Source organism: Peribacillus simplex (assembly GCF_030123325.1).
In the GTDB taxonomy this organism is placed as follows: domain Bacteria; phylum Bacillota; class Bacilli; order Bacillales; family DSM-1321; genus Peribacillus; species Peribacillus simplex_D.
In genome coordinates this window covers 136,983-158,659 of sequence record NZ_CP126106.1, presented here as the reverse complement: position 1 = coordinate 158,659, position 21,677 = coordinate 136,983, and the positions used below count along the sequence as shown (strand labels likewise).

The window sequence follows — 21,677 nt, the reverse complement described above, 5'->3', positions numbered from 1 at the left end:
TTGCCGACTTGGGTCGCTCACTGCGCATGTCTATTTGGACCTTGATCAATACAGATTATTCATGTCGTGTTCTTCCTTAAACTTAAGTCAGCCTTCCTCCATGAGACCTTCAGGCTTTGTAGTCCATTAAGATAAAAAGGACATCCATGGTTTACGGATGTCCTTTCTCAAATGATATAACATTTTATAATAGCGAATTCATTTATTACCCGCTCACTTAGCCGGATGCCTTTTTAAACTGCCTGAGGATCAGAGCGCTTTACAACATCCAAAGGTGGTGCAACAAACACAAAGTTTGTAATGGCTTCCTATTTTTTGTTTATATCTGTCCAGCTCTTTTCTTTAAGCGACCTGCAAGCGGCACTACAATTATACCAGCTATAACGACCTGCATCACGTTTCCGGGGATGGAGCCAAATGGCTGTATCCAGTTACCATAAAGAATAACTTCGACAAAATAATAGCCGACGATTTTTATGATCAACGCAACGGCAACAGCGATCGTGTATACAAGTTCTCTTTTGCCCGGTACCCTTTCGGATATAAGACCGGCTAGATAGCCCATTGCTCCTACGATGACGAATGTAAACGGTGCCCATGCTGCCCAACCAGAGAAAAGATCGAAGAAGGCCATACCGAAGGCGCCTGCTATCGCTCCTGTTTTTTTGCCATAAACCAAAGCAGCTATAAAAAGGGGAACGTTACCCAGATGGATCAGGCCGCCGTTACCCATTATCGGGAGCTTGATGTTGATGAACATTGTCGCTACAAGGGTTAATGCAATGAATAGCGCATTGATGACCAAAGCTTTTGTTTTAGTAGTTTCAATCGGTGAGTATGTTGAATTCATATGAAGTCCTCTTTCTTTTTTTTAAGTATTATCATACTCCTAAACAGGAACTTAATAAATATGGATTTCACAAAAAATTCAGTATTACATAAATAAACTCATGTGTAAACAAATGGAACATGACTATCATCAACATCTGAAGCCCCTCACCGCGGGTTTCATTTGCATTGAGTCTGGAAGACTGGGATGGATGGCATGATAAGGTCTCATTTTATTCAGGGCATAACAAAGACTTAATGAAATTCAAGATTCTTTCAAACGGTTTTAGAATCATTGCACTCTGTACATTAAATAAATTTGGTTGGCAATATAATCCGAACTAAAATGAAGCCCCTTTCTTAACCACCATATTATAATGCCTACCAATGAGGCCGTTTTAATATCAATGTCAACATAATCAGCAGGTAAATCCTTCTTGGTATTCTTCCTTCTTATTTCTACTAAATGCTTTAATAATGTAAACAATTGTTCCTCAAACTGATTCGTCTTAAATAAAATGAGTAAATAATTTCGATGGATATATAAATAATCAAGTAATTGAGTTAGCTGCTGTTTTTCTGATAAATCTTTTGCATGTATTAAAGCAAAAATTTTATCAGAAAGCTCATTTAAAATCTCATCGGTGATTTGTGTTAGTAAATCTTGAATATCCTGATAATGCAGGTAAAATGTTGTCCGGTTTAATCCTGCTTTGGCTGCGATTTGCTGAACCGTTAAATTTGAAATGGCAGGGTCCTCGGATAAGAGAGCAATGACAGCGTTCTTAAACATTTCTCTTGACCGAATCGTACGAGGATCTTCTTTCTTAGGAATAGACATTTTTAACTCCTTTATAGATTTTCTTTGACTTGCTCGACAGCATAAATTCCTATGTCGATTAGTGAACATTTTCAAGAAAACTGTTCATGGTAAGCAACATATTTTTTTGTTACCATCGATTTTATCGACACGATGTTGAGAATGCAAGTCAAAAATAAAGGAGTTTACGAATGAAAAATGAAATAACAGAAGGAAATAAAAAGATTTTATTAATTGTACTGATTGCTGGCTGTTTTTTATCAACATTAAATCAAACTTTATTAAATGTTGCATTAAGTGGTTTAATGGACGTATTTCATGTAACTGCTGCAACTGTTCAATGGTTATCAACGGGATTTATGCTAGTAAACGGTGTTTTAGTGCCGATTACGGCTTTTTTAATGAAACGGTTTGCAACAAGGCAGCTATTTATTAGCTCGATGTTCTTTTTGTTAATCGGATCTGCACTTAGTGCATGTGCGGTGAATTTTGGCATGCTGTTAACGGGAAGAATGATTCAAGCAATTGGTGCCGGGATTATAATGCCTCTAATGATGACAGTCATTTTATATTTATATCCTAGCGAAAAGCGTGGAAGTATTATGGGGACAATCGGCTTTGCGATAATTTTTGCTCCAGCCATAGCACCTACATTATCTGGTTTTATCATTGAATATGTTTCATGGAGATGGTTGTTTATTGGGTTAACCCCATTTATCATAATCGTCATTGTTCTAGCGTTCAAATATTTAATGAATGTTGCAGAGACAACAAAAGCAAAATTAGATACCAAAAGTGTCATTTTATCAACGATTGGTTTTGGCTGCATATTATTTGGATTTAGCAGCGCCGGAAACAAGGGATGGGATAATCCCATTATCATTACTACAATTATCGCCGGAATAATCGTGACGGCTCTATTCTGTTTACGTCAAATGAAATCCAGCTATCCATTATTGAATTTATCTGTATTTAAATACAAAGTTTTCACGCTCACATCTTTCATCAATGTACTCATTACGATGATTATGTATGCGGATTTAATTCTTTTACCAATTTACTTGCAGAATGGACGGGGCTTTACAGCATTTGAAGCAGGTTTACTGTTATTGCCAGGAGCTGTGATCAACGCCTTCTTGTCCCCTGTCACTGGTAAAATGTATGATAAATACGGTGCTAAACCACTCTTTATTACAGGTTTAGTATTTATCATTGTTTCTATGTGGGGAGTCATAGATCTAAACGAATCCACAACCTATATCTATTTAATGGTTCGTACCATTTTATTACGGATTGGATTAAGCTTTATTACCATGCCTTTAAATACAGCAGGATTGAATGCTTTACCAGGAGAATTGTGTTCCCATGGTTCAGCTGTAAATAATACCATCCGCCAATTGTCAGGTGCTATTGGAACAGCCGTTGTCGTCACAGTATATACAATGCAAGCAACTTCACATGCCTCTGAGCTATCAATGCAAAATGAAAACATTACAGATATACAACTAGAGGCATTGGCTTCTATCTTTGGCTCAAGTGGTGCCTATGTTTTCATGTTAATCCTATCTTTTGTGGCGTTAATTTTTGCATGCTTTATGCCGAAAAAAGCCGCAATTAAAAAAAGTGAAAGTGAATCCCCTAACTAAAATCGACAACAATGCAATCTTTAAAATAAAGCATATCTGGGATATCCCAGATATGCTTTATTATTTTTAATATATAAGTTCATGGTCCGTGCTGTGATCAACATCTTTTTCCGGATAAAAAAAGACCCCCAACCAAAATGGTTGAGAGCCTTTCGAAACGGTAATAGAATTAACGTTTTGAGAACTGAGGTGCACGACGTGCGCCTTTAAGACCGTATTTTTTACGTTCTTTCATACGTGGGTCACGAGTTAGTAAACCAGCAGTTTTAAGAGATGGACGGTATTCTGGATCAACTTGTAGCAATGCACGAGCGATACCGTGACGGATTGCTCCAGCTTGACCAGTGTATCCACCACCGCTAACGTTTACTAGAACGTCGTAATTTCCAGTAGTTTCTGTTGCAACTAGTGGTTGGTTAACAACTTCACGTAATGCTGCGAAAGGAATATATTCATTGATGTCACGACCGTTAATAACGATGCGACCTTCGCCTGGTACTAAACGTACACGAGCTACTGAGCTCTTACGGCGACCAGTACCATAATATTGAACTTGTGCCAAGATAGTAACCTCCTTAGTAATTATCCGCGTAATTCGTATACTTCTGGTTGTTGAGCAGCGTGTGGGTGCTCAGCTCCAGCGTATACGTGTAATTTTTTGTAGATTTGACGACCAAGAGAATTCTTTGGAAGCATACCTTTGATAGCAAGTTCAAGCATTCTCTCAGGGTAGTTTGTACGCATTTCAAGAGCAGTTCTAGTTTTAAGACCGCCTGGATGCATAGTGTGACGGTAGTAAATTTTGTCTGTCAATTTTTTACCAGTCAAGTGGATTTTTTCAACATTGATAAGAATTACATGATCACCAGTGTCAATGTTCGGTGTAAAAGTTGGTTTATGTTTACCACGTAAGATGGATGCTACTTCAGTAGAAAGGCGACCCAAAGTTTTGCCTTCAGCGTCAATCACATACCATTTACGTTCTACTTCATTAGCTTTCGCCATAAATGTCGTACGCATGGTTAACCTCCTAAAAAACTTTTTAATTTTTTATATTTATTTTCAATCACAATAAACTTCCGGGGCTTATCGTGGGATTAAAATACATACCATATTATATTAACTTCTCCCATATTCATTGTCAAGGGAATGTTACACTAGGATAAGTTGTCTATAAAACACTCTCTGCAACTCCATGAAAAGGGTAGTATAGCGAAAAACCGCTCCATTACTGACTTCATCCCGTTTCCCGGTTGTAAAAAAACTGGTATCACTTCGGAAATATTTTTATTTGTAAAATACTTTCCATAAATATAAGCCTTGGGCTGGCGCTGTTTTCCCTGCAAAACTGCGGTCCTTCTTTTCCAAAATCCCGCTCATGTCACGGGGTGACATCTTGCCGCTGCCGACATCCAGGAGCGTCCCAACCAAGATACGCACCATATTATACAAGAAACCTTCGCCAACGAAGCGGAAAACCATGAAATCATCGCTCTCTTCAAAATCCATTTCTTTTATGGTTCGAACTTTATCGACCACTTCCGTTTTTGCCGAACAAAAACTTGTAAAGTCATGTGTCCCTATCAAATAGGAGATTGCTTCCCTCATCGCCTCCCCATCTAATGGGTAGGGATAATGATAGGCGTAATTCCGCTTAAACGGATCCCGTAGTTTCGAACGGGCGATGATATAACGGTACTCTTTCCCAGTCGTATGGAACCTCGCATGAAAATCGTCAGGTACGATATCGACTTCCAGAACGATGATATCGGTCGGAAGAAGGGCGCTGAACGCCTTTACCCAATTTTCAGTAGGGAATGTAAGGGGCGATTCAAAGTGAAGCACCTGCCCCTTTGCATGGACCCCTGAGTCTGTCCTGCCTGAAGCAGTCACTTTTATAATTGTGCCTTTATGCATTTGGGCCAAGACTGCCTCGAATTCACTTTGTATGGTGCGTTTCTCTGGCTGCACCTGATAACCAGCAAAATCCGTGCCGTCATAAGCGATCACACATTTATATTTTGGCATAGTTCTCTTCCTTATTATGAACGTAATAAAAATAACATGACCGTTAGAACACCTATCGAGACCATCAAAAGACTATCACTCGTCTTCCAGTCCAATTGGCGATATTTCGTGCGGCCTTCCCCGCCACGGTATCCTCTTGATTCCATGGCAGTTGCCAATTCCTCCGCCCGTTTGAACGAACTGACAAATAAAGGAACAAGCAGCGGTACAATCGATTTAACCCTTTCCTTTATCGGGCCAGAAGAAAAGTCAACGCCCCTTGCAGTTTGGGCCTTCATGATTTTTTCCGTTTCCTCCATTAGCGTTGGAATGAAACGAAGGGCAATTGACATCATCAATGCCAGTTCATGTACAGGCATCTTCCACTTTTTCAAGGGCCCCAACAGCTCTTCCATCCCATCTGTAATGGATATCGGGGATGTCGTCAAAGTTAAAAGTGACGTAACAAGGATTAGTAAAGTAAATCTAACGGATATGAAAAAACCTTGAATCAGGCCGCCTTCATAGATTTCAAACCAACCGTATTCAAAAAGCAATTCCCCCTCTTTCGTAAAAAATATATGGAGAAGGAATGTAAATACGATCAAGAAAAAGATTGGTTTTAACCCATTATAAAGATAGCGAAGCGGTATTTTGGAAATACTGATCAAAAGGATCGTGAATACAGCAAGCAAACCGTAAGAAACGACATTATTCGCCAAAAAGACGACACAAACAAACAGGAACACGAGGAGCAATTTAGCCCTTGGGTCCATCTTGTGCATCAGTGAATTTGCAGGGACATAACGCCCGATAATCATTTTATCCAGCATCAGCGGTTCCCCCGTTTCATGACTTTATCTATTTCTATCGCTAAATCTCCGATATTAAGACATGGATGATCAAATCGAACACCAAGTTCCTTCTGGAGCTTTAGCTGAAAACGGACCGTATCAGGAACATCCAGGCCAAGCTCCATTAATTGCTCCGGCTCTGCGAAAATTTCCTGGGGTGTTCCTTTTTTGAACACCGTACCCTTGTGCATGATAATGATGTCATCCGCGTACTTGGCTGCATCCTCCATGCTATGTGTCACAAGAATCGTTGAAATGCCCCTTGCTTTATGCAGATCATAAAACATATCCATGATTTCTTTGCGTCCCCGCGGATCCAGACCCGCTGTGGGCTCATCAAGAACCAATACTTCCGGCTCCATGGCAAGTACCCCAGCGATGGCGACCCGTCGCATTTGTCCGCCGGATAAGTCGAATGGAGATTTTTCAAGAATTTCCTCATTCAATCCGACTTGCGCGATGGCTTTCCTGGCCAGTTGCTTAGCATCGTTTTCAGAAAGGCCAAAATTCATAGGTCCGAAACATATATCCTTTTCAACCGTTTCATCAAATAACTGATGTTCCGGAAACTGAAAAACAATTCCGACCTTTTGTCTTATTGGCCGCAAAGCCTTTTCTTTTCTTCCGGCTTCAATCGTCCGATCCCCAATGAAAACACGACCCTTCGTCGGTTTTAAAAGAGCATTCAAATGCTGCAGTAGCGTGGATTTCCCGGACCCTGTATGCCCGATGATTGCGGTATAGGATCCCGGCTCCATTGAAATATTGACATCATGAAGGGCTAGATGTTCAAAAGGAGTATTCACCTGATAGCGGTATTCTACATCATCGAGTGTAATTCGCATAAATCCTTCACCAACTCTTCCTCTGTCAAATGCCCATCAACTACACGAACACCATTTTTTTGTAACTCCTTGGTTAGTTTCACTGAAAAGGGAATATCCAGACCAAGAGCAATCAATTCTTCCTCTAACTCAAAAATATCCTGAGGCGGCCCTTCACGATATAACCGACCTTGGTTTATGACTATCATTCGATCGGCTTTGGCAGCTTCCTCAAGATCATGGGTGATTGATATGACAGTGATCTCGTTTTCCTGTTTCAATTCCCTAACTGTTTCAAGCACTTCTTCACGGCCTCTTGGGTCAAGCATGGAGGTTGCTTCATCTAAGATGATTATGTCTGGCTGCAAGGCTATTACACCTGCTATGGCCACTCTTTGCTTTTGACCGCCGGATAGATGGTGCGGCTCTTGATTAAGAAAGGCATTCATTTTAACCTTATTTAACGCACCATGAACACGCTCCACCATAACCTGCTGAGAAACACCGGCGTTTTCTAAACCAAAAGCCACATCATCCTGAACTGTAGTGCCTACAAATTGATTATCTGGGTTTTGAAAAACCATGCCAATTTTCTGGCGTACATCCCAAACGGATTCTTCTGTCAAAAGTTGATCATTAATCGTAATGGTACCTGAGTTAGCGAACTGAAGACCATTCAGTAACTTTGCTAATGTCGACTTGCCAGAGCCATTATGTCCGACAATCGCAAGCCACTCCCCCTGATGAATATCAAAAGAAACATCATCCAAGGCGTTTCGAGACTGACCCTCATATTTAAAAACAATATTTTTTAAAGAAACCAGCTTCTTCATTATGTGGCCCTCCTCATCCTCGACTGCACTCGTCTAAACTAAACTCTGCTCACTCAATATAAATATAAATATAAATATAGAGTCGTTTTTCCTTCTGAAAATATAAAAAAACGCTGCACCCCTTCCACCGAAAGAATTTTCGGTAAATTAAGAGCAGCTAACAGCGGGCCTGTTACGAAAAACAGGTTATCTTATAATCGCTTATCAAAAGCGGGAAGGGATGCTTGAGCTAGACGTGAAGGCTCCCTGCATAATACAGGTTCCGCCAGCCATCGTAACACTCAATGCGAATTTCTAGATGAAAGAATTTCTATTTTAAAAAAAGAAAAAGGGCATAGAACAAGTGAGTATATTCATTTGTCCCGCCCTTTTTCATCGTTGTTATTAAACTAATTCAATAACCACGACTGGTGCACCGTCACCGCGGCGTGGACCAACTTTCATGATACGAGTGTATCCACCTTGACGTTCTTCATAACGTGGAGCCACGTCACTGAATAGTTTTTGAAGGGCATCTGTGCCATTCTCAGCGTCAGCGATTTCGTTACGGATGAAAGATGCAGCTTGACGGCGTGCATGCAAGTCACCACGTTTACCAAGAGTGATCATTTTATCTACTACAGAACGTAATTCTTTTGCACGTGCTTCAGTAGTTTCAATGCGCTCATGGATAATAAGATCCGTAGCTAAATCACGAAGTAATGCTTTACGTTGTGCGCTAGTGCGTCCTAACTTTCTGTAACCCATTAGAGATTCCCTCCTTTGTTGAAGTTCTATATTGTGTGTCCATAACAAGGCTCACAACATAATGGATTGATTCCGCCATGTTATCAGTCGTCTTTACGAAGACCTAAGCCTAATTCTTCTAGTTTCGCTTTCACTTCTTCAAGTGATTTACGACCTAGATTACGTACTTTCATCATATCTTCTTCCGTTTTATGAGCTAGCTCTTGAACGGTATTGATTCCAGCACGTTTCAAGCAGTTGTAAGAACGAACAGAAAGGTCTAATTCTTCGATCGTCATCTCAAGAACTTTTTCTTTTTGATCTTCTTCTTTTTCAACCATGATTTCAGCATTTTGAGCTTCATCGGTTAAACCAACAAAGATATTCAAATGCTCTGTTAAAATCTTAGCTCCAAGTGCTACCGCTTCTTGCGGACCAGTACTGCCATCAGTCCAAACATCGAACGTTAACTTGTCAAAGTTAGACAACTGTCCAACACGTGTATTTTCAACTTGGAAAGATACGCGTGAAACCGGAGTGTAAAGAGCATCGATTGGAATTACACCAATTGGCTGGTCTTCTCTCTTGTTTTGAACAGCAGGAGTGTAGCCGCGGCCGCGACGTGCAGATAAACGCATACGCATATGACCGTTTTTACCAATTGTAGCAATATATAAATCCGGATTAAGAATTTCTACATCACTATCATGAGTGATATCAGCAGCCGTGATGACTCCGTCACCTTGAACGTCAATTTCCAGCGTCTTCTCTTCATCAGAGTAAATCTTAAGAGCTAGTTTTTTCACATTAAGAATGATAGATGTTACATCTTCCACGACGCCTTCAATTGTTGAGAACTCATGTAGCACTCCATCAATTTGTATAGCTGTGACAGCAGCACCTGGGAGTGAGGATAAAAGGATACGACGTAAGGAGTTACCCAATGTAGTACCATACCCACGCTCTAGTGGCTCTACGACGAATTTACCGTATTTGGTATCGTCGTTGATTTCAACCGTTTCGATTTTTGGTTTTTCTATTTCGATCATCAATAAACCCTCCTTCAAAACGTCAAAACCCCGGCAAGTAAACGAAGTCACTTAAACCGAAATTCCCCATGTATACGTTCCCGCTGTGCGCAACAACTGAAAATTAATCCTCTGTAAGAACGCAAACTCAGTATTATATCCCATTATTGACAGGAATACAAAATCTATACAGAAAAATTAAACACGGCGACGTTTTGGTGGACGGCATCCGTTATGTGGAACTGGAGTTACATCTTTAATTGCAGTTACTTCTAGGCCAGCAGCTTGAAGTGCACGAATTGCAGCCTCACGTCCAGCACCAGGTCCTTTAACTGTAACTTCAAGAGTTTTCATACCATGTTCAATTGATGTTTTAGCAGCTGTTTCAGCAGCCATTTGTGCAGCGAATGGAGTGGATTTACGAGATCCACGGAATCCTAGAGCTCCAGCACTTGACCAAGAAATAGCATTACCATGAGAGTCAGTGATCGTAACGATAGTGTTATTGAATGTTGAACGAATATGAGCAATACCAGTTTCTATATTCTTTTTCACACGACGTTTACGTGTATTAGTTTTACGTGCCATGAAAAGTAACCTCCTTTACTAATTATTTTTTCTTGTTAGCTACAGTACGACGAGGTCCTTTACGCGTACGAGCATTGTTTTTTGTATTTTGACCGCGAACAGGAAGACCACGACGGTGACGTAAACCACGGTAAGAACCGATTTCCATTAAACGTTTGATGTTTAGGGAGATTTCACGACGAAGGTCGCCTTCTACTTTAAGCTTGTCAATGATATCACGAATTTTGTTCAATTCGTCTTCCGTTAAGTCACGAACGCGAGTTTCTTCAGAAACGCCTGCTTCTGCAAGAATCTTGATCGCTGTTTGTTTTCCAATACCATATATATATGTTAATGAGATAACAATACGTTTGTCACGGGGAATATCTACTCCAGCAATACGTGCCATGCTTGAGTGCACCTCCTTCTATTTAGCCTTGTTTTTGTTTATGTTTAGGGTTTTCGCAAATAACCATAACTTTACCTTTTCTGCGGATAACTTTACACTTTTCGCAGATTGGTTTGACTGATGGTCTGACTTTCATTGCTATCTAACCTCCTTATACAGATCGGAGCGTAACCGGATTATTTGAACCGGTATGTGATTCTGCCGCGAGTTAGATCATACGGGGAAAGCTCAACCGTAACTTTATCTCCAGGCAAAATGCGAATAAAGTGCATACGAATTTTACCGGATACATGAGCTAAAACAGTATGACCATTTTCTAATTCTACCTTAAACATTGCATTTGGCAAAGTCTCTTGTACTGTGCCTTCTACTTCAATTACATCATCTTTCGCCATTAAAGTGATTCTCCCTTCTCTATGCGTGAACCTATTAAAGGTGCACATCTTTCCGTCAACATTACTACAGTCCAATTATCCTCATAAGTCTTACAATTCTGCATCAAGTATTCACCATTTTGTAGAACCAGGCTTTAACTGAGGACCTTTATCAGTTGGACCGAAATGAGGATTTTATGGGCCCTCATGTAAGTCTTGACCGATTCCGTGACCGACATACTCTCGAAATAGAGAAGCAATTAGTCTCGACATAGGTTTGAATAGCATGGGAGATGTTTGAAAGGCGCACGCCTGGCATAGCTTCTTTCAACCCTCTATATCACGACTCTTTAGGAATCCCAATAGAGTCACTGCATTTCTTCATCAATTTTGCCGACCGGATATGTCCATGAAGATCACTTGAAAAGTAATCGCCCAATTCAGGGAATACCAAGTACAAGAACCTGATTAATAAATGTGCGAATGCTCTCGCGAAATCCATTATACCCTTTGTACTATAGGAATGCACCAAGTTTAACTAGTAAGTTATAAAAATGGTATGAATTTCATAAATCAATACGAATGATTAATTTTGTAAAGCACCAAGCAACACATCGATATCTTCAAATACCTTATTAATATCTTGCTGTCCGTTAATGTTGACCAAGTACCCTTTGTCTCCGTAGAAATCAAGAAGTGGCTTGGTTTGTTTCAAATTCACATCTAGGCGATTCTGAACCGTTTCTGCATTATCGTCGGCACGTTGATATAATTCTCCGCCGCAGCGGTCGCATACATCATCTTTAGCAGGAGGATTGAAAACAAGATGGTATGTCGCACCACATGATTTGCAAATACGACGTCCTGTCAATCTATCCATTAAGATGCTTTTATCAACATCGATATTAATGACAAAATTCATTTGACGATCTAAATCAGCAAGAATGCTTTCAAGTGCCTCTGCCTGTGCCACAGTACGTGGAAACCCATCAAGCAAAAATCCTTTAAGGCAGTCTTCCTTGCTTAAACGTTCACGTACTATGCCAATGGTAACTTCATCAGGTACCAATTCGCCTTTGTCCATGAATGATTTCGCTTTTAGACCTAGTTCTGTTCCTTCTTTGATAGCTGTTCGGAACATATCTCCAGTAGAGATATGAGGGATATTATATTTTTCTACGATTTGTTCAGCTTGAGTGCCCTTACCAGCACCCGGCAGACCCATTAAAACTAGATTCAATTTTCTTCCCCCTCAAACTCTATAATGGGTAAAGGGAACAAGCCGTTCCCAAAACTCATTACTTTATAAAGCCTTTATAGTGTCTCTTCACAAGTTGTGATTCCAGCTGCTTCATCGTATCAAGGGCAACCCCCACTACGATCAGCAAACTGGTACCACCAATCTGTGCAGATTGAGGTAGATCAGCAAGCTTAATGAAAAATACCGGTAAAACGGCAATGATGGCTAAGAATATAGAGCCTACAAACGTCAAACGGTATAAAACACGTGTTAAATATTCTTGTGTACTCTTACCTGGACGAATCCCCGGCACATAGCCACCTTGCTTTTTCAAATTCTCAGCCATTTGTTCAGGGTTAACCTGAATGAATGCATAAAAATACGCAAAAGCAATGATAAGAGCAACATATATGATCATACCAATTGGCTTGGTGTAATCAAGATTTGTTGATATCCAACTAGTCACGCTGTTCTTTCCAAAGAAAGAAGCGATTGTAGTGGGAGTAATGATAAATGCCATTGCAAAGATTACCGGAATAACCCCCGCAGCATTTACTTTCAATGGTAAATGAGTAGACTGGCCACCCATTTGTGTACGACCTACCGCAGCACGTTTCGCATACTGAATAGGAATTTTACGCAATGCCTGCTGAATGAAAATAACAGCAACCACGATTGCTAATACTGCTAAAACAATGAGGATAATCGTTATGATTCGTAAGAATAATTGATCTCCGGCATTTTCAAATTGTTGGGCGTAAATCTGATTTGCCGTAGTAGGCAAACTAGCTACGATACCAGCAAAGATAATGATGGAAATCCCATTACCCACACCCTTAGCAGTGATCAGCTCCCCTAACCACAAAAGAAAAGCTGTTCCTGCCGTTAAGACAGTCGCAATAAGCAAGTATGTTGCAATTCCAGGATTTTCAATCAACTGGCCACCTGACATATTATTGAACCCATAAGACATACCAACTGCTTGGATGAATCCTAGGATAATAGTGAAGTAACGAGTGAATTGAGCTAATTTACGGCGCCCTGCTTCCCCTTGTTTAGACCATTCAGTGAACTTAGGAACAACATCCATCTGTAACAGCTGAACGATGATGGATGCCGTGATGTACGGCATGATACCCATCGCCAATATGGAGAAGTTTTGCAGTGCCCCGCCGCCAAAGGTATTTAAAAGACCGATGACGCTCAGCTGGTCCTGTTCAGCGAGAAAATCGGCATTCACATGCGGTACAGGTATAAATGTACCGATGCGATAGACGATTAACATTAGAAGGGTAAAAATAATCTTATTCCTTATTTCACCCACGCGCATAAAATTGGAGATCGTGCGAAACATTAGATCACCTCTGTATTACCGCCAGCAGCTTCGATAGCTTCTTTAGCAGTAGACGAGAATTTGTGAGCTTTAACAGTAAGCTTTTTCTCTATGCTTCCTTTGGCAAGAATTTTGATTCCTGCTTTTTCTTTACTTACAACCCCAGTCTCAAGTAAAAGAGCTGGTGTTACTTCAGTACCGTCTTCGAAAAGATTTAACGTATCAAGGTTAACGATAGCGTAGTCTTTACGGTTGATGTTGGTAAATCCACGTTTAGGTAAACGTCTGAATAGAGGAGTTTGTCCCCCTTCAAATCCAAGACGCACACCGCCGCCGGAGCGAGCGTTTTGTCCTTTATGTCCTTTACCTGCTGTTTTACCGTTACCAGATCCAATACCGCGACCTTTACGTTTACGTTCTTTACGAGAACCTTCTGCAGCTTTTAACTCATGAAGTTTCATGTTGGCACCTCCTTGTTAAGTTAAAAATTATTTTATTGTTCTTTTACAGTAACAAGATGAGCAACTTTGGTAATCATACCGCGAATCGCAGGGTTATCTTCTTGGATAACCGTTTGATGCATTTTGCGTAAACCCAAAGTGTTAACTGTAACACGTTGATCTTCAGGACGACCAATTAAGCTGCGAGTGAGGGTAATTTCTAATTTATTAGCCATAATTCGATTTCCCTCCTTATCCTAACAGTTCTTGTACTGATTTTCCACGTAACTTAGCTACGTCTTCAGCACGTTTCAATTGCTTCAATCCTTCAATTGTGGCGCGAACCATATTAATAGGTGTATTAGTACCTAGTGATTTAGACAAGATATCGCTAACTCCGCCTAACTCAAGTACCGCACGAACAGGACCACCAGCAATTACTCCTGTACCTTCAGAAGCTGGTTTCAATAGAATGTGACCTGCGCCATAGCGACCGTTCACAAGGTGAGGAATAGTAGTACCAACCATCGGTACAGTAATTAGATTTTTCTTAGCATCCTCAATTGCTTTACGGATAGCATCCGGAACTTCTTGAGCTTTACCAGTACCAAATCCAACATGACCATTTTTATCACCAACAACAACTAGTGCAGTGAAACGGAAACGACGTCCGCCTTTAACAACTTTAGCTACACGATTTACTGTAACTACGCGTTCTTCAAGTTCTAATTTATTAGGATCAATGCTACGCATCTGTTATGTCCCTCCTTATCCATTAAAATTCTAAGCCGTTTTCACGAGCAGCGTCAGCCAATGCTTTTACACGACCATGGAAGAGGTAACCACCGCGGTCAAATACCACAGCTTTGAAACCTTTTTCAACAGCACGTTTCGCAATAAGTTCGCCAACTTTTTGAGCTGCTTCAGCATTGCTACCTGCTTCGATACTGATCTCTTTATCAAGAGTTGAAGCACTTGCCAATGTTACGCCTTTTGCATCGTCAATTAATTGTGCGTAAATGTGTTTGTTTGAACGAAACACATTTAAACGAGGACGAGCTTCTGTTCCAGAAAGCTTAGCACGTACACGCGCATGTCTTTTCTGACGAGTAGCATTTTTATCAAGCTTCGTAATCATTTACGTCACTCCTTTCGTTTACTTATGCGGCATTACTTACCAGTTTTACCTTCTTTACGACGAACGAATTCGCCTTCGTAACGGATACCTTTACCTTTATACGGTTCAGGCGGGCGAACATCACGGATATTAGCTGCTAGAGCTCCTACACGTTCTTTGCTTGCACCTTTGATGATTACTTTTGTATTAGAAGGAACTTCGACTTCAACGCCAGCTTCTGGCTCTATTTCTACAGGGTGGGAATATCCTACGTTAAGGATAAGCTTGTTACCTTGCTTTTGTGCACGGTACCCAACCCCAATAAGTTCAAGTGATTTTACGAATCCAGTTGATACACCTTCAACCATGTTAGAGATAAGTGCGCGAGTAGTACCGTGTAAAGAACGGTGAGCCTTCTCGTCAGACGGACGTGTAACAGTTAACACGTTCTCTTCAACAACGATTGAAAGGTCAGGATTGAATGATCTAGTTAATTCACCTTTAGGTCCTTTAACAGTTACTTCACTTCCAGTAACAGTAACTGTCACGCCTGCAGGGATTTCAATAGGTTTTTTACCTATACGAGACATAATGTGCACCTCCATTCTTGTGAAAATGTATTACCAAACGTATGCTAAAACTTCTCCGCCAACTTGTTTAGAGCGAGCTTCCTTGTCTGTTAAAACTCCGTGAGAAGTAGAAACAATTGCGATACCTAAACCGTTAAGAACGCGTGGTACCTCTCCAGTTTTTGCATATACACGCAAACCAGGTTTGCTGATACGTTTTAGACCAGTGATAACACGTTCGTTGTTTGCACCGTATTTTAAGAAGATACGGATGATACCTTGTTTGTTGTCTTCGATTAATTCAAAGTCACGTACGAAGCCTTCACTTTTTAAGATCTCAGCAATTTCCTTTTTGATCTTTGAAGCAGGAACTTCCAGTTTTTCGTGACGAACCATATTCGCATTACGGATGCGAGTAAGCATATCTGCAATAGGATCTGTCATGACCATTATATTTTACCTCCTTCCCAAACTCGGGTTTTACCAGCTAGCTTTTTTAACGCCAGGAATTTGTCCTTTATATGCAAGTTCGCGGAAACAAATACGACAAAGTTTAAATTTACGTAATACAGAATGTGGACGTCCGCAACGTTCGCAACGTGTATATTCTTGTACTTTAAACTTCTGTTCGCGTTTTTGCTTTACGATCATAGACTTTTTAGCCACGATTTCGCCTCCCTTTATTTAGAGATTACTTTTGGAACGGCATTCCAACTTGAGTAAGTAGTTCACGAGCTTCTTCGTCAGTGTTGGCAGTCGTTACGATAACGATGTCCATACCACGAACTTTGCTCACTTTATCGTAATCAATCTCAGGGAAGATAAGTTGTTCTTTAACGCCTAATGTATAGTTTCCACGTCCGTCAAAGGATTTCTTTGAAACGCCGCGGAAATCACGTACACGCGGTAAAGATACAGATACTAGCTTATCAAGGAATTGATACATACGCTCTCCACGTAATGTAACTTTCGCTCCGATAGGCATACCTTCACGCAAACGGAAGCCTGCGATTGATTTTTTTGCTTTTGTTATAACTGGTTTTTGACCAGTGATCAATGTAAGTTCTTCAACAGCTGTATCTAAAGCTTTCGAGTTAGATACTGCGTCACCCACACCCATGTTAATAACGATTTTCTCAATGTTTGGTACTTGCATTACTGATTGATAGTTGAATTTACCCATCAATGATGGTGTAATTTCACTTTTGAATTTTTCTTTAAGGCGGCTCATTGCTTAGTGTACCTCCCTTCATTTATGACTTATTTATCTAAAGATTCACCTGAAATTTTAGCTACGCGTACTTTTTTACCATTTTCGATCTTATATCCAACACGAGTCGGTTTACCTGATTTAGGATCAAGTGGCATTACATTGGATACGTGAATAGCAGCTTCCTTGCTGATAATTCCACCTTGTGGATTAAGTTGAGATGGCTTAGAATGCTTTTTCACGATGTTAATTCCTTCAACAAGCACACGATTTTGTTTCGGATACGCAGAAAGAATTGTTCCTTGTTTGCCTTTGTCCTTACCAGAGATGACTACGACTTTGTCACCTTTTTTAACATGCATTAGCTTGGCACCTCCTTGAAAGGCTTTATACAAATTTTACATATTATAGAACTTCTGGAGCAAGAGAAACGATCTTCATGAAGCTATTGTCACGTAATTCACGAGCAACAGGTCCAAAAATACGTGTTCCACGTGGGCTCTTATCGTCACGGATAATTACACATGCGTTTTCATCAAAACGAATGTAAGAACCGTCAGGACGACGCATACCACGTTTTGTACGGACAACAACAGCCTTAACGACTTCACCTTTTTTAACAACGCCTCCTGGTGTTGCCTGTTTAACTGTACAAACGATGATATCACCGATGTTTGCAGTTTTACGGCCAGAACCACCTAGGACTTTAATTGTTAGCACTTCACGAGCACCTGAATTGTCAGCGACTTTTAAACGAGATTCTTGTTGAATCATGTACGGTACCTCCCTTCGGAATTAGCTTAATCCGAACTATATTAAATGATTACTGCTTTTTCTACTACTTCTACAAGACGGAAGCGTTTTGTAGCTGAAAGTGGACGAGTTTCCATGATACGTACTACGTCGCCTGCTTTAGCTTCGTTTAGCTCGTCATGAGCTTTAAACTTTTTAGAGTATTTCACGCGTTTACCGTATAAAGAATGCTTTTTATAGGTTTCTACAACTACTGTAACTGTTTTATCCATTTTGTCGGATACTACGCGTCCAGTGTAGATTTTGCGTTGGTTGCGTTCGCTCATTCTGCAAACCTCCATTCATTATCGATTAGTGACACCGATCTCTCTTTGACGAACAACTGTTTTCATACGAGCAATCGATTTGCGAACTTCACGGATGCGAGCTGTATTTTCAAGTTGTCCAGTAGCTAACTGGAAACGAAGATTAAATAGTTCTTCTTTAAGAGATTTTAGTTTTTGTTCAATTTCAGCAGTGGTTAGATCTTTGATTTCATTAGCTTTCATTTGTTTCACCACCAATTTCCTCTCTTTTTACAAACTTGCATTTGATTGGAAGTTTGTGTGCTGCAAGGCGCAATGCTTCTCTTGCCACCTCTTCAGATACACCAGAGATTTCAAACATAACTTTGCCCGGTTTAACTACTGCTACCCAACCTTCAGGAGCACCTTTACCGGAACCCATCCGTACTTCAAGCGGCTTAGCTGTGTAAGGTTTGCTTGGGAAGATTTTGATCCAAACTTTCCCTCCACGTTTCATATAACGAGTCATCGCAATACGAGCTGCTTCGATTTGGCGGTTCGTGATCCAGGAAGCTTCTTGAGCTTGAAGTCCAAATTCTCCGAAATGAACTTCAGTGCCGCCCTTAGCCATCCCTCTCATCTTACCGCGGTGTTCACGACGGTATTTTACGCGTTTTGGCAATAACATATTATTTTCCTCCTTCCTCAGATTTCTTCTTAGTAGGAAGAACTTCTCCACGGTAGATCCAAACTTTCACGCCTAGCTTACCGTAAGTAGTATCTGCTTCAGCATGAGCATAATCTATGTCTGCACGAAGTGTGTGAAGTGGAACTGTTCCTTCGCTGTAATGTTCAGCACGAGCAATATCAGCACCGCCAAGACGACCAGAAACTTGAGTTTTGATTCCTTTTGCTCCAGAACGCATAGTACGTTGGATAGCTTGCTTTTGAGCGCGACGGAATGAAACACGGTTTTCTAATTGACGAGCGATGTTTTCTGCAACCAATTTTGCGTCAAGATCTGCTCTTTTAATTTCAATGATATTGATATGAACTCTTTTGCCAGTCAACTGGTTCAAAGCTTTACGAAGTGCTTCGACTTCAGTACCGCCTTTACCGATAACCATTCCTGGTTTAGCAGTGTGGACAGATACATTGATACGGTTAGCTGCACGTTCGATTTCAACTTTTGAAACAGAAGCATCGTTTAGACGTTTCGCGATATATTCACGAACTTTGATGTCTTCATGCAAAAGAACTGCGTAGTCTTTATCAGCGTACCATTTGGATTCCCAGTCACGGATTATCCCGATACGCATACCGATTGGATTTACCTTTTGACCCACAGATTACCCCTCCTTCTTTTCTGATACAACGATTGTAATATGACTAGTACGTTTGTTAATTGCACTCGCACGACCTTGAGCGCGAGGACGGAAACGTTTTAATGTTGGTCCTTCGTTAACGTATGCCTCTGAAACGACTAGGTTATTGATATCCATTTCGTAGTTATGTTCTGCATTTGCGATAGCAGAATTCAAAACTTTTTCTACGACTGGAGAAGCAGATTTTGGTGTTAAGCGAAGAATCGCTACTGCTTCACCTACTTGTTTTCCTCGAATTAAGTCTGCGACTAAACGCACTTTACGAGGAGCAATACGAACTGTTCTAGCGACAGCTTTTGCTTGCATGAGATGCCCTCCTCTCATTAACGTCTTGTTTTCTTGTCATCACTTGCGTGACCTTTATAAGTGCGTGTAGGCGCGAATTCGCCTAGTTTGTGACCTACCATATCTTCTGTTACATAAACCGGAACATGCTTACGACCGTCATAAACGGCGATTGTGTGTCCGATGAATTGCGGGAAGATTGTTGAGCGACGAGACCAAGTTTTTACTACCTGTTTCTTGTCAGCTTCATTTAATTTTTCAACTTTTACCAATAAATGATCATCAACAAAAGGTCCTTTTTTTAAGCTACGACCCATGCGAGTACCTCCCTTCGTGACTGTTCTACGGTTCTATATATGAACCGTAGTTCAATCCCGTTATTTTTTACGACGACGTACGATAAATTTATCGGATTTGTTTTTCTTCTTACGAGTTTTGAATCCAAGAGTAGGTTTACCCCATGGAGACATTGGTGATTTACGTCCGATTGGAGCTTTACCTTCACCACCACCGTGCGGGTGATCATTCGGGTTCATTACAGATCCACGAACTGTTGGGCGTTTACCTAACCAACGGTTACGGCCAGCTTTACCAATGTTGATAAGTTCATGTTGTTCATTACCAACTTGACCGATTGAAGCACGGCAAGTAGCAAGAATCATACGAACCTCACCTGAGTTTAAACGTACAAGTACATAACGACCTTCTTTACCAAGTACTTGAGCAGATGTACCTGCTGAACGGACCAATTGTCCACCTTTTCCTGGTTTAAGTTCGATGTTATGAATTACTGTACCAACTGGGATGTTAATAAGAGGTAGTGCGTTACCCACTTTGATGTCAGCTTCTGGACCTGACATAACTTCCAAACCTACTTCTAGGTTCTTCGGAGCTAGGATATAACGTTTTTCTCCATCAACGTAATTAATTAATGCAATGTTTGCAGAACGATTTGGATCGTACTCAATAGTAGCAACGCGTCCTGGTATACCATCTTTATTCCGTTTGAAATCGATGATACGGTATTGACGCTTGTGGCCGCCACCTTGATGACGAACTGTTAACTTACCTTGGTTATTACGGCCGCCTTTGCTGTGTAAAGGAGCAAGTAATGATTTTTCCGGTTTGTCTGTAGTGATCTCAGCAAAATCGGAAGTTGTCATATTACGTCGACCGTTAGAGGTAGGTTTATACTTCTTAATCGCCATTTGTATTTCCCTCCTTCTCTAATGAATTAAGCCTCGAATAGCTCGATTTCTTTGCTGTCAGCAGTTAATTTAACAATAGCTTTACGGCGCTTGTTAGTATAGCCTGCATGTTTGCCCATGCGTTTGAATTTACCTTTGTAGTTCATGATGTTTACTTTCTCAACCTTAACGCCGAAAATTTCTTGAACAGCATCTTTAACTTGAGTTTTATTAGCTCTAACATCAACTTCAAAAGTATATTTCTTTTCAGCCATTATGTCTGAAGAGCGTTCAGTGATTACGGGGCGCTTAATGATATCGCGTGCATCCATTATGCAAGCACCTCCTCTACTTTTTCGACAGCTGATTTAGTCAAGATCAATTTGTTGTGTGAAACAACATCAAGAACATTAAGACCATCAGCTTCAACTACAGTAACACCAGGGATGTTACGTGCAGAAAGAGCAACTTTCTCATCTAAACCGTCAGTAACGACTAAAGTTTTAGTGTCAACAGAAAGGTTTTTAAGAACCGCTACAAACTCTTTTGTTTTTGGAGCTTCGAAAGACAAGCTTTCAAGTACCAAAATGTTCTCTTCCAATGCCTTTGCAGACAATGCAGATTTAATAGCTAAACGACGTACCTTTTTAGGCAGCTTGTAAGAGTAAGATCTTGGAGTTGGTCCAAAAACAATACCACCGCCACGCCATTGTGGAGAACGGATAGAACCTTGACGCGCACGTCCAGTTCCTTTTTGTTTCCAAGGTTTACGTCCACCGCCTGCTACTTCAGAACGGTTTTTAACTTTATGAGTTCCTTGACGTAAGGAAGCTCGTTGCATGATGATTGCTTCAAATAATACGTGATTATTAGGTTCGATACCAAAGATGGATTCATTTAGTTCGATGTCGCCAACTTGAGAACCTGTTTGGTTGAACAATGTAACTTTTGGCATTCT

Annotated in this window: 36 protein-coding genes; 1 reads left to right on the top strand and 35 read right to left on the bottom strand. The window is 40.6% G+C overall.

Annotation, left to right across the window (positions count from 1 at the left end):
- Positions 1-319: 319 nt before the first annotated feature.
- Positions 320-850, bottom strand: coding sequence for an ECF transporter S component (locus QNH43_RS00895; RefSeq protein ID WP_076372843.1), 531 nt, complete (start codon positions 848-850; stop codon positions 320-322).
- A gap of 270 nt (positions 851-1,120) precedes the next feature.
- The gene (locus tag QNH43_RS00890; protein ID WP_283916493.1) at positions 1,121-1,669 is read right to left on the bottom strand and encodes a TetR/AcrR family transcriptional regulator; all 549 of its coding nucleotides are present in this window, start codon (positions 1,667-1,669) and stop codon (positions 1,121-1,123) included.
- Between the two features lie 170 nt (positions 1,670-1,839).
- Between QNH43_RS00890 and QNH43_RS00885 the strand changes: the two genes are divergently transcribed.
- A complete protein-coding gene (locus QNH43_RS00885) occupies positions 1,840-3,294 on the top strand; it encodes a DHA2 family efflux MFS transporter permease subunit (RefSeq protein ID WP_283916492.1) in 1,455 nt (484 codons plus the stop codon).
- Between the two features lie 169 nt (positions 3,295-3,463).
- On the opposite strand, the gene rpsI is transcribed toward QNH43_RS00885, so the two are convergent.
- The 33 genes from rpsI to rplD all read right to left on the bottom strand — a co-directional run bounded on the left by rpsI (position 3,464) and on the right by rplD (position 21,674).
- Positions 3,464-3,856 (bottom strand): 30S ribosomal protein S9, encoded by a 393-nt coding sequence (rpsI, locus tag QNH43_RS00880; protein ID WP_034304957.1) that lies wholly within the window; start codon positions 3,854-3,856, stop codon positions 3,464-3,466.
- 20 nt (positions 3,857-3,876) lie between these two features.
- Complete coding sequence (gene rplM, locus QNH43_RS00875) at positions 3,877-4,314, bottom strand: 50S ribosomal protein L13 (protein ID WP_034304960.1); 438 nt, start codon at positions 4,312-4,314, stop codon at positions 3,877-3,879.
- Positions 4,315-4,581: 267 nt separating this feature from the next.
- Positions 4,582-5,322, bottom strand: coding sequence for a tRNA pseudouridine(38-40) synthase TruA (gene truA / locus QNH43_RS00870; protein WP_076372849.1), 741 nt, complete (start codon positions 5,320-5,322; stop codon positions 4,582-4,584).
- Positions 5,323-5,336: 14 nt separating this feature from the next.
- Positions 5,337-6,134 carry an energy-coupling factor transporter transmembrane component T family protein gene (locus tag QNH43_RS00865; RefSeq protein ID WP_076372851.1) on the bottom strand — a complete coding sequence of 266 codons (798 nt, stop codon included), beginning with the start codon at positions 6,132-6,134 and terminating at the stop codon, positions 5,337-5,339.
- Positions 6,134-7,000, bottom strand: a complete 867-nt coding sequence (locus QNH43_RS00860; protein ID WP_283916491.1) for an energy-coupling factor ABC transporter ATP-binding protein — start codon at positions 6,998-7,000, stop codon at positions 6,134-6,136. Before QNH43_RS00860 ends, QNH43_RS00865 begins: the two co-directional genes overlap by 1 nt.
- Positions 6,976-7,815 (bottom strand): energy-coupling factor ABC transporter ATP-binding protein, encoded by an 840-nt coding sequence (locus QNH43_RS00855; RefSeq protein WP_283918263.1) that lies wholly within the window; start codon positions 7,813-7,815, stop codon positions 6,976-6,978. The genes QNH43_RS00860 and QNH43_RS00855 overlap by 25 nt, the downstream gene beginning before the upstream one ends.
- A 381-nt stretch (positions 7,816-8,196) precedes the next feature.
- Entirely contained in the window at positions 8,197-8,559 is a 363-nt protein-coding gene (rplQ, locus tag QNH43_RS00850; protein WP_034304973.1) for a 50S ribosomal protein L17, read from the bottom strand.
- A gap of 83 nt (positions 8,560-8,642) precedes the next feature.
- Positions 8,643-9,587 (bottom strand): DNA-directed RNA polymerase subunit alpha, encoded by a 945-nt coding sequence (locus tag QNH43_RS00845; RefSeq protein WP_034304976.1) that lies wholly within the window; start codon positions 9,585-9,587, stop codon positions 8,643-8,645.
- Between the two features lie 177 nt (positions 9,588-9,764).
- A complete protein-coding gene (rpsK, locus tag QNH43_RS00840; RefSeq protein WP_028390438.1) occupies positions 9,765-10,154 on the bottom strand; it encodes a 30S ribosomal protein S11 in 390 nt (129 codons plus the stop codon).
- Positions 10,155-10,176: 22 nt separating this feature from the next.
- Complete coding sequence (rpsM, locus tag QNH43_RS00835; RefSeq protein ID WP_034304978.1) at positions 10,177-10,542, bottom strand: 30S ribosomal protein S13; 366 nt, start codon at positions 10,540-10,542, stop codon at positions 10,177-10,179.
- Positions 10,543-10,564: 22 nt separating this feature from the next.
- Complete coding sequence (gene rpmJ / locus QNH43_RS00830; protein WP_003156543.1) at positions 10,565-10,678, bottom strand: 50S ribosomal protein L36; 114 nt, start codon at positions 10,676-10,678, stop codon at positions 10,565-10,567.
- Between the two features lie 40 nt (positions 10,679-10,718).
- Positions 10,719-10,937 (bottom strand): translation initiation factor IF-1, encoded by a 219-nt coding sequence (infA, locus tag QNH43_RS00825; RefSeq protein ID WP_028390440.1) that lies wholly within the window; start codon positions 10,935-10,937, stop codon positions 10,719-10,721.
- Between the two features lie 565 nt (positions 10,938-11,502).
- Positions 11,503-12,156, bottom strand: a complete 654-nt coding sequence (locus QNH43_RS00815; RefSeq protein WP_076372856.1) for an adenylate kinase — start codon at positions 12,154-12,156, stop codon at positions 11,503-11,505.
- A gap of 58 nt (positions 12,157-12,214) precedes the next feature.
- Positions 12,215-13,510 (bottom strand): preprotein translocase subunit SecY, encoded by a 1,296-nt coding sequence (secY, locus tag QNH43_RS00810; protein ID WP_034304981.1) that lies wholly within the window; start codon positions 13,508-13,510, stop codon positions 12,215-12,217.
- Complete coding sequence (gene rplO, locus QNH43_RS00805) at positions 13,510-13,950, bottom strand: 50S ribosomal protein L15 (RefSeq protein WP_034304982.1); 441 nt, start codon at positions 13,948-13,950, stop codon at positions 13,510-13,512. The genes secY and rplO overlap by 1 nt, the downstream gene beginning before the upstream one ends.
- Positions 13,951-13,982: 32 nt before the next feature.
- Positions 13,983-14,165: a 50S ribosomal protein L30 gene (gene rpmD / locus QNH43_RS00800; protein WP_076372857.1), complete on the bottom strand. Its 183-nt coding sequence runs from the start codon at positions 14,163-14,165 to the stop codon at positions 13,983-13,985.
- A 16-nt stretch (positions 14,166-14,181) separates the two neighbouring features.
- The gene (gene rpsE / locus QNH43_RS00795) at positions 14,182-14,682 is read right to left on the bottom strand and encodes a 30S ribosomal protein S5 (RefSeq protein WP_034304987.1); all 501 of its coding nucleotides are present in this window, start codon (positions 14,680-14,682) and stop codon (positions 14,182-14,184) included.
- Positions 14,683-14,704: 22 nt separating this feature from the next.
- Positions 14,705-15,067: a 50S ribosomal protein L18 gene (rplR, locus tag QNH43_RS00790; protein ID WP_076372859.1), complete on the bottom strand. Its 363-nt coding sequence runs from the start codon at positions 15,065-15,067 to the stop codon at positions 14,705-14,707.
- A 32-nt stretch (positions 15,068-15,099) separates the two neighbouring features.
- Entirely contained in the window at positions 15,100-15,636 is a 537-nt protein-coding gene (gene rplF, locus QNH43_RS00785) for a 50S ribosomal protein L6 (protein ID WP_207439805.1), read from the bottom strand.
- Between the two features lie 30 nt (positions 15,637-15,666).
- On the bottom strand, positions 15,667-16,065 hold the full coding sequence (gene rpsH, locus QNH43_RS00780; RefSeq protein ID WP_034304995.1) for a 30S ribosomal protein S8: 399 nt from the start codon (positions 16,063-16,065) through the stop codon (positions 15,667-15,669).
- 30 nt (positions 16,066-16,095) lie between these two features.
- Positions 16,096-16,281 carry a type Z 30S ribosomal protein S14 gene (locus QNH43_RS00775; protein WP_034304998.1) on the bottom strand — a complete coding sequence of 62 codons (186 nt, stop codon included), beginning with the start codon at positions 16,279-16,281 and terminating at the stop codon, positions 16,096-16,098.
- 25 nt (positions 16,282-16,306) lie between these two features.
- Positions 16,307-16,846 carry a 50S ribosomal protein L5 gene (gene rplE, locus QNH43_RS00770; RefSeq protein ID WP_048677889.1) on the bottom strand — a complete coding sequence of 180 codons (540 nt, stop codon included), beginning with the start codon at positions 16,844-16,846 and terminating at the stop codon, positions 16,307-16,309.
- 29 nt (positions 16,847-16,875) lie between these two features.
- The gene (gene rplX, locus QNH43_RS00765) at positions 16,876-17,187 is read right to left on the bottom strand and encodes a 50S ribosomal protein L24 (protein WP_034305002.1); all 312 of its coding nucleotides are present in this window, start codon (positions 17,185-17,187) and stop codon (positions 16,876-16,878) included.
- Between the two features lie 43 nt (positions 17,188-17,230).
- Positions 17,231-17,599: a 50S ribosomal protein L14 gene (gene rplN / locus QNH43_RS00760; RefSeq protein WP_034305005.1), complete on the bottom strand. Its 369-nt coding sequence runs from the start codon at positions 17,597-17,599 to the stop codon at positions 17,231-17,233.
- 41 nt (positions 17,600-17,640) lie between these two features.
- On the bottom strand, positions 17,641-17,904 hold the full coding sequence (rpsQ, locus tag QNH43_RS00755; RefSeq protein ID WP_048677887.1) for a 30S ribosomal protein S17: 264 nt from the start codon (positions 17,902-17,904) through the stop codon (positions 17,641-17,643).
- Positions 17,905-17,922: 18 nt separating this feature from the next.
- Positions 17,923-18,126, bottom strand: coding sequence for a 50S ribosomal protein L29 (gene rpmC, locus QNH43_RS00750; RefSeq protein ID WP_034305010.1), 204 nt, complete (start codon positions 18,124-18,126; stop codon positions 17,923-17,925).
- A complete protein-coding gene (gene rplP / locus QNH43_RS00745; protein ID WP_034305012.1) occupies positions 18,116-18,550 on the bottom strand; it encodes a 50S ribosomal protein L16 in 435 nt (144 codons plus the stop codon). Before rplP ends, rpmC begins: the two co-directional genes overlap by 11 nt.
- 1 nt (position 18,551) lies before the next feature.
- Positions 18,552-19,208: a 30S ribosomal protein S3 gene (gene rpsC, locus QNH43_RS00740; protein WP_034305014.1), complete on the bottom strand. Its 657-nt coding sequence runs from the start codon at positions 19,206-19,208 to the stop codon at positions 18,552-18,554.
- Between the two features lie 3 nt (positions 19,209-19,211).
- On the bottom strand, positions 19,212-19,553 hold the full coding sequence (gene rplV / locus QNH43_RS00735) for a 50S ribosomal protein L22 (protein WP_283916490.1): 342 nt from the start codon (positions 19,551-19,553) through the stop codon (positions 19,212-19,214).
- 17 nt (positions 19,554-19,570) lie between these two features.
- A complete protein-coding gene (rpsS, locus tag QNH43_RS00730) occupies positions 19,571-19,849 on the bottom strand; it encodes a 30S ribosomal protein S19 (RefSeq protein ID WP_034305018.1) in 279 nt (92 codons plus the stop codon).
- A 60-nt stretch (positions 19,850-19,909) separates the two neighbouring features.
- Positions 19,910-20,740, bottom strand: coding sequence for a 50S ribosomal protein L2 (gene rplB / locus QNH43_RS00725; protein ID WP_034305021.1), 831 nt, complete (start codon positions 20,738-20,740; stop codon positions 19,910-19,912).
- Between the two features lie 26 nt (positions 20,741-20,766).
- Positions 20,767-21,051 carry a 50S ribosomal protein L23 gene (gene rplW / locus QNH43_RS00720; RefSeq protein ID WP_034305023.1) on the bottom strand — a complete coding sequence of 95 codons (285 nt, stop codon included), beginning with the start codon at positions 21,049-21,051 and terminating at the stop codon, positions 20,767-20,769.
- The gene (gene rplD, locus QNH43_RS00715) at positions 21,051-21,674 is read right to left on the bottom strand and encodes a 50S ribosomal protein L4 (RefSeq protein WP_192207444.1); all 624 of its coding nucleotides are present in this window, start codon (positions 21,672-21,674) and stop codon (positions 21,051-21,053) included. The genes rplW and rplD overlap by 1 nt, the downstream gene beginning before the upstream one ends.
- Positions 21,675-21,677: the final 3 nt, after the last annotated feature.

What these genes read in the sequence shown, in the direction of transcription:
- rpsE (WP_034304987.1), bottom strand. Translation starts at nt 14,682, where the DNA reads ATGCGTAGCATTGATCCTAATAAATTAGAACTTGAAGAACGCGTAGTT.
- rplB (WP_034305021.1), bottom strand. Translation starts at nt 20,740, where the DNA reads ATGGCGATTAAGAAGTATAAACCTACCTCTAACGGTCGACGTAATATG.
- QNH43_RS00845 (WP_034304976.1), bottom strand. Translation starts at nt 9,587, where the DNA reads ATGATCGAAATAGAAAAACCAAAAATCGAAACGGTTGAAATCAACGAC.
- rplX (WP_034305002.1), bottom strand. Translation starts at nt 17,187, where the DNA reads ATGCATGTTAAAAAAGGTGACAAAGTCGTAGTCATCTCTGGTAAGGAC.
- rpsH (WP_034304995.1), bottom strand. Translation starts at nt 16,065, where the DNA reads ATGGTCATGACAGATCCTATTGCAGATATGCTTACTCGCATCCGTAAT.
- QNH43_RS00860 (WP_283916491.1), bottom strand. Translation starts at nt 7,000, where the DNA reads ATGCGAATTACACTCGATGATGTAGAATACCGCTATCAGGTGAATACT.
- rplR (WP_076372859.1), bottom strand. Translation starts at nt 15,067, where the DNA reads ATGATTACGAAGCTTGATAAAAATGCTACTCGTCAGAAAAGACATGCG.
- rplP (WP_034305012.1), bottom strand. Translation starts at nt 18,550, where the DNA reads ATGTTATTGCCAAAACGCGTAAAATACCGTCGTGAACACCGCGGTAAG.
- QNH43_RS00895 (WP_076372843.1), bottom strand. Translation starts at nt 850, where the DNA reads ATGAATTCAACATACTCACCGATTGAAACTACTAAAACAAAAGCTTTG.
- rpsM (WP_034304978.1), bottom strand. Translation starts at nt 10,542, where the DNA reads ATGGCACGTATTGCTGGAGTAGATATTCCCCGTGACAAACGTATTGTT.
- rplD (WP_192207444.1), bottom strand. Translation starts at nt 21,674, where the DNA reads ATGCCAAAAGTTACATTGTTCAACCAAACAGGTTCTCAAGTTGGCGAC.
- rpmJ (WP_003156543.1), bottom strand. Translation starts at nt 10,678, where the DNA reads ATGAAAGTCAGACCATCAGTCAAACCAATCTGCGAAAAGTGTAAAGTT.
- rpsK (WP_028390438.1), bottom strand. Translation starts at nt 10,154, where the DNA reads ATGGCACGTAAAACTAATACACGTAAACGTCGTGTGAAAAAGAATATA.
- rpsQ (WP_048677887.1), bottom strand. Translation starts at nt 17,904, where the DNA reads ATGAGCGAACGCAACCAACGCAAAATCTACACTGGACGCGTAGTATCC.
- truA (WP_076372849.1), bottom strand. Translation starts at nt 5,322, where the DNA reads ATGCCAAAATATAAATGTGTGATCGCTTATGACGGCACGGATTTTGCT.
- infA (WP_028390440.1), bottom strand. Translation starts at nt 10,937, where the DNA reads ATGGCGAAAGATGATGTAATTGAAGTAGAAGGCACAGTACAAGAGACT.
- QNH43_RS00865 (WP_076372851.1), bottom strand. Translation starts at nt 6,134, where the DNA reads ATGCTGGATAAAATGATTATCGGGCGTTATGTCCCTGCAAATTCACTG.
- rpmD (WP_076372857.1), bottom strand. Translation starts at nt 14,165, where the DNA reads ATGGCTAATAAATTAGAAATTACCCTCACTCGCAGCTTAATTGGTCGT.
- rplN (WP_034305005.1), bottom strand. Translation starts at nt 17,599, where the DNA reads ATGATTCAACAAGAATCTCGTTTAAAAGTCGCTGACAATTCAGGTGCT.
- rplO (WP_034304982.1), bottom strand. Translation starts at nt 13,950, where the DNA reads ATGAAACTTCATGAGTTAAAAGCTGCAGAAGGTTCTCGTAAAGAACGT.
- rpsS (WP_034305018.1), bottom strand. Translation starts at nt 19,849, where the DNA reads ATGGGTCGTAGCTTAAAAAAAGGACCTTTTGTTGATGATCATTTATTG.
- rplM (WP_034304960.1), bottom strand. Translation starts at nt 4,314, where the DNA reads ATGCGTACGACATTTATGGCGAAAGCTAATGAAGTAGAACGTAAATGG.
- rplW (WP_034305023.1), bottom strand. Translation starts at nt 21,051, where the DNA reads ATGGATGCACGCGATATCATTAAGCGCCCCGTAATCACTGAACGCTCT.
- rplF (WP_207439805.1), bottom strand. Translation starts at nt 15,636, where the DNA reads ATGTCTCGTATAGGTAAAAAACCTATTGAAATCCCTGCAGGCGTGACA.
- secY (WP_034304981.1), bottom strand. Translation starts at nt 13,510, where the DNA reads ATGTTTCGCACGATCTCCAATTTTATGCGCGTGGGTGAAATAAGGAAT.
- rplV (WP_283916490.1), bottom strand. Translation starts at nt 19,553, where the DNA reads ATGCAAGCAAAAGCTGTCGCTAGAACAGTTCGTATTGCTCCTCGTAAA.
- QNH43_RS00890 (WP_283916493.1), bottom strand. Translation starts at nt 1,669, where the DNA reads ATGTCTATTCCTAAGAAAGAAGATCCTCGTACGATTCGGTCAAGAGAA.
- rplQ (WP_034304973.1), bottom strand. Translation starts at nt 8,559, where the DNA reads ATGGGTTACAGAAAGTTAGGACGCACTAGCGCACAACGTAAAGCATTA.
- QNH43_RS00885 (WP_283916492.1), top strand. Translation starts at nt 1,840, where the DNA reads ATGAAAAATGAAATAACAGAAGGAAATAAAAAGATTTTATTAATTGTA.
- rplE (WP_048677889.1), bottom strand. Translation starts at nt 16,846, where the DNA reads ATGAGCCGCCTTAAAGAAAAATTCAAAAGTGAAATTACACCATCATTG.
- rpmC (WP_034305010.1), bottom strand. Translation starts at nt 18,126, where the DNA reads ATGAAAGCTAATGAAATCAAAGATCTAACCACTGCTGAAATTGAACAA.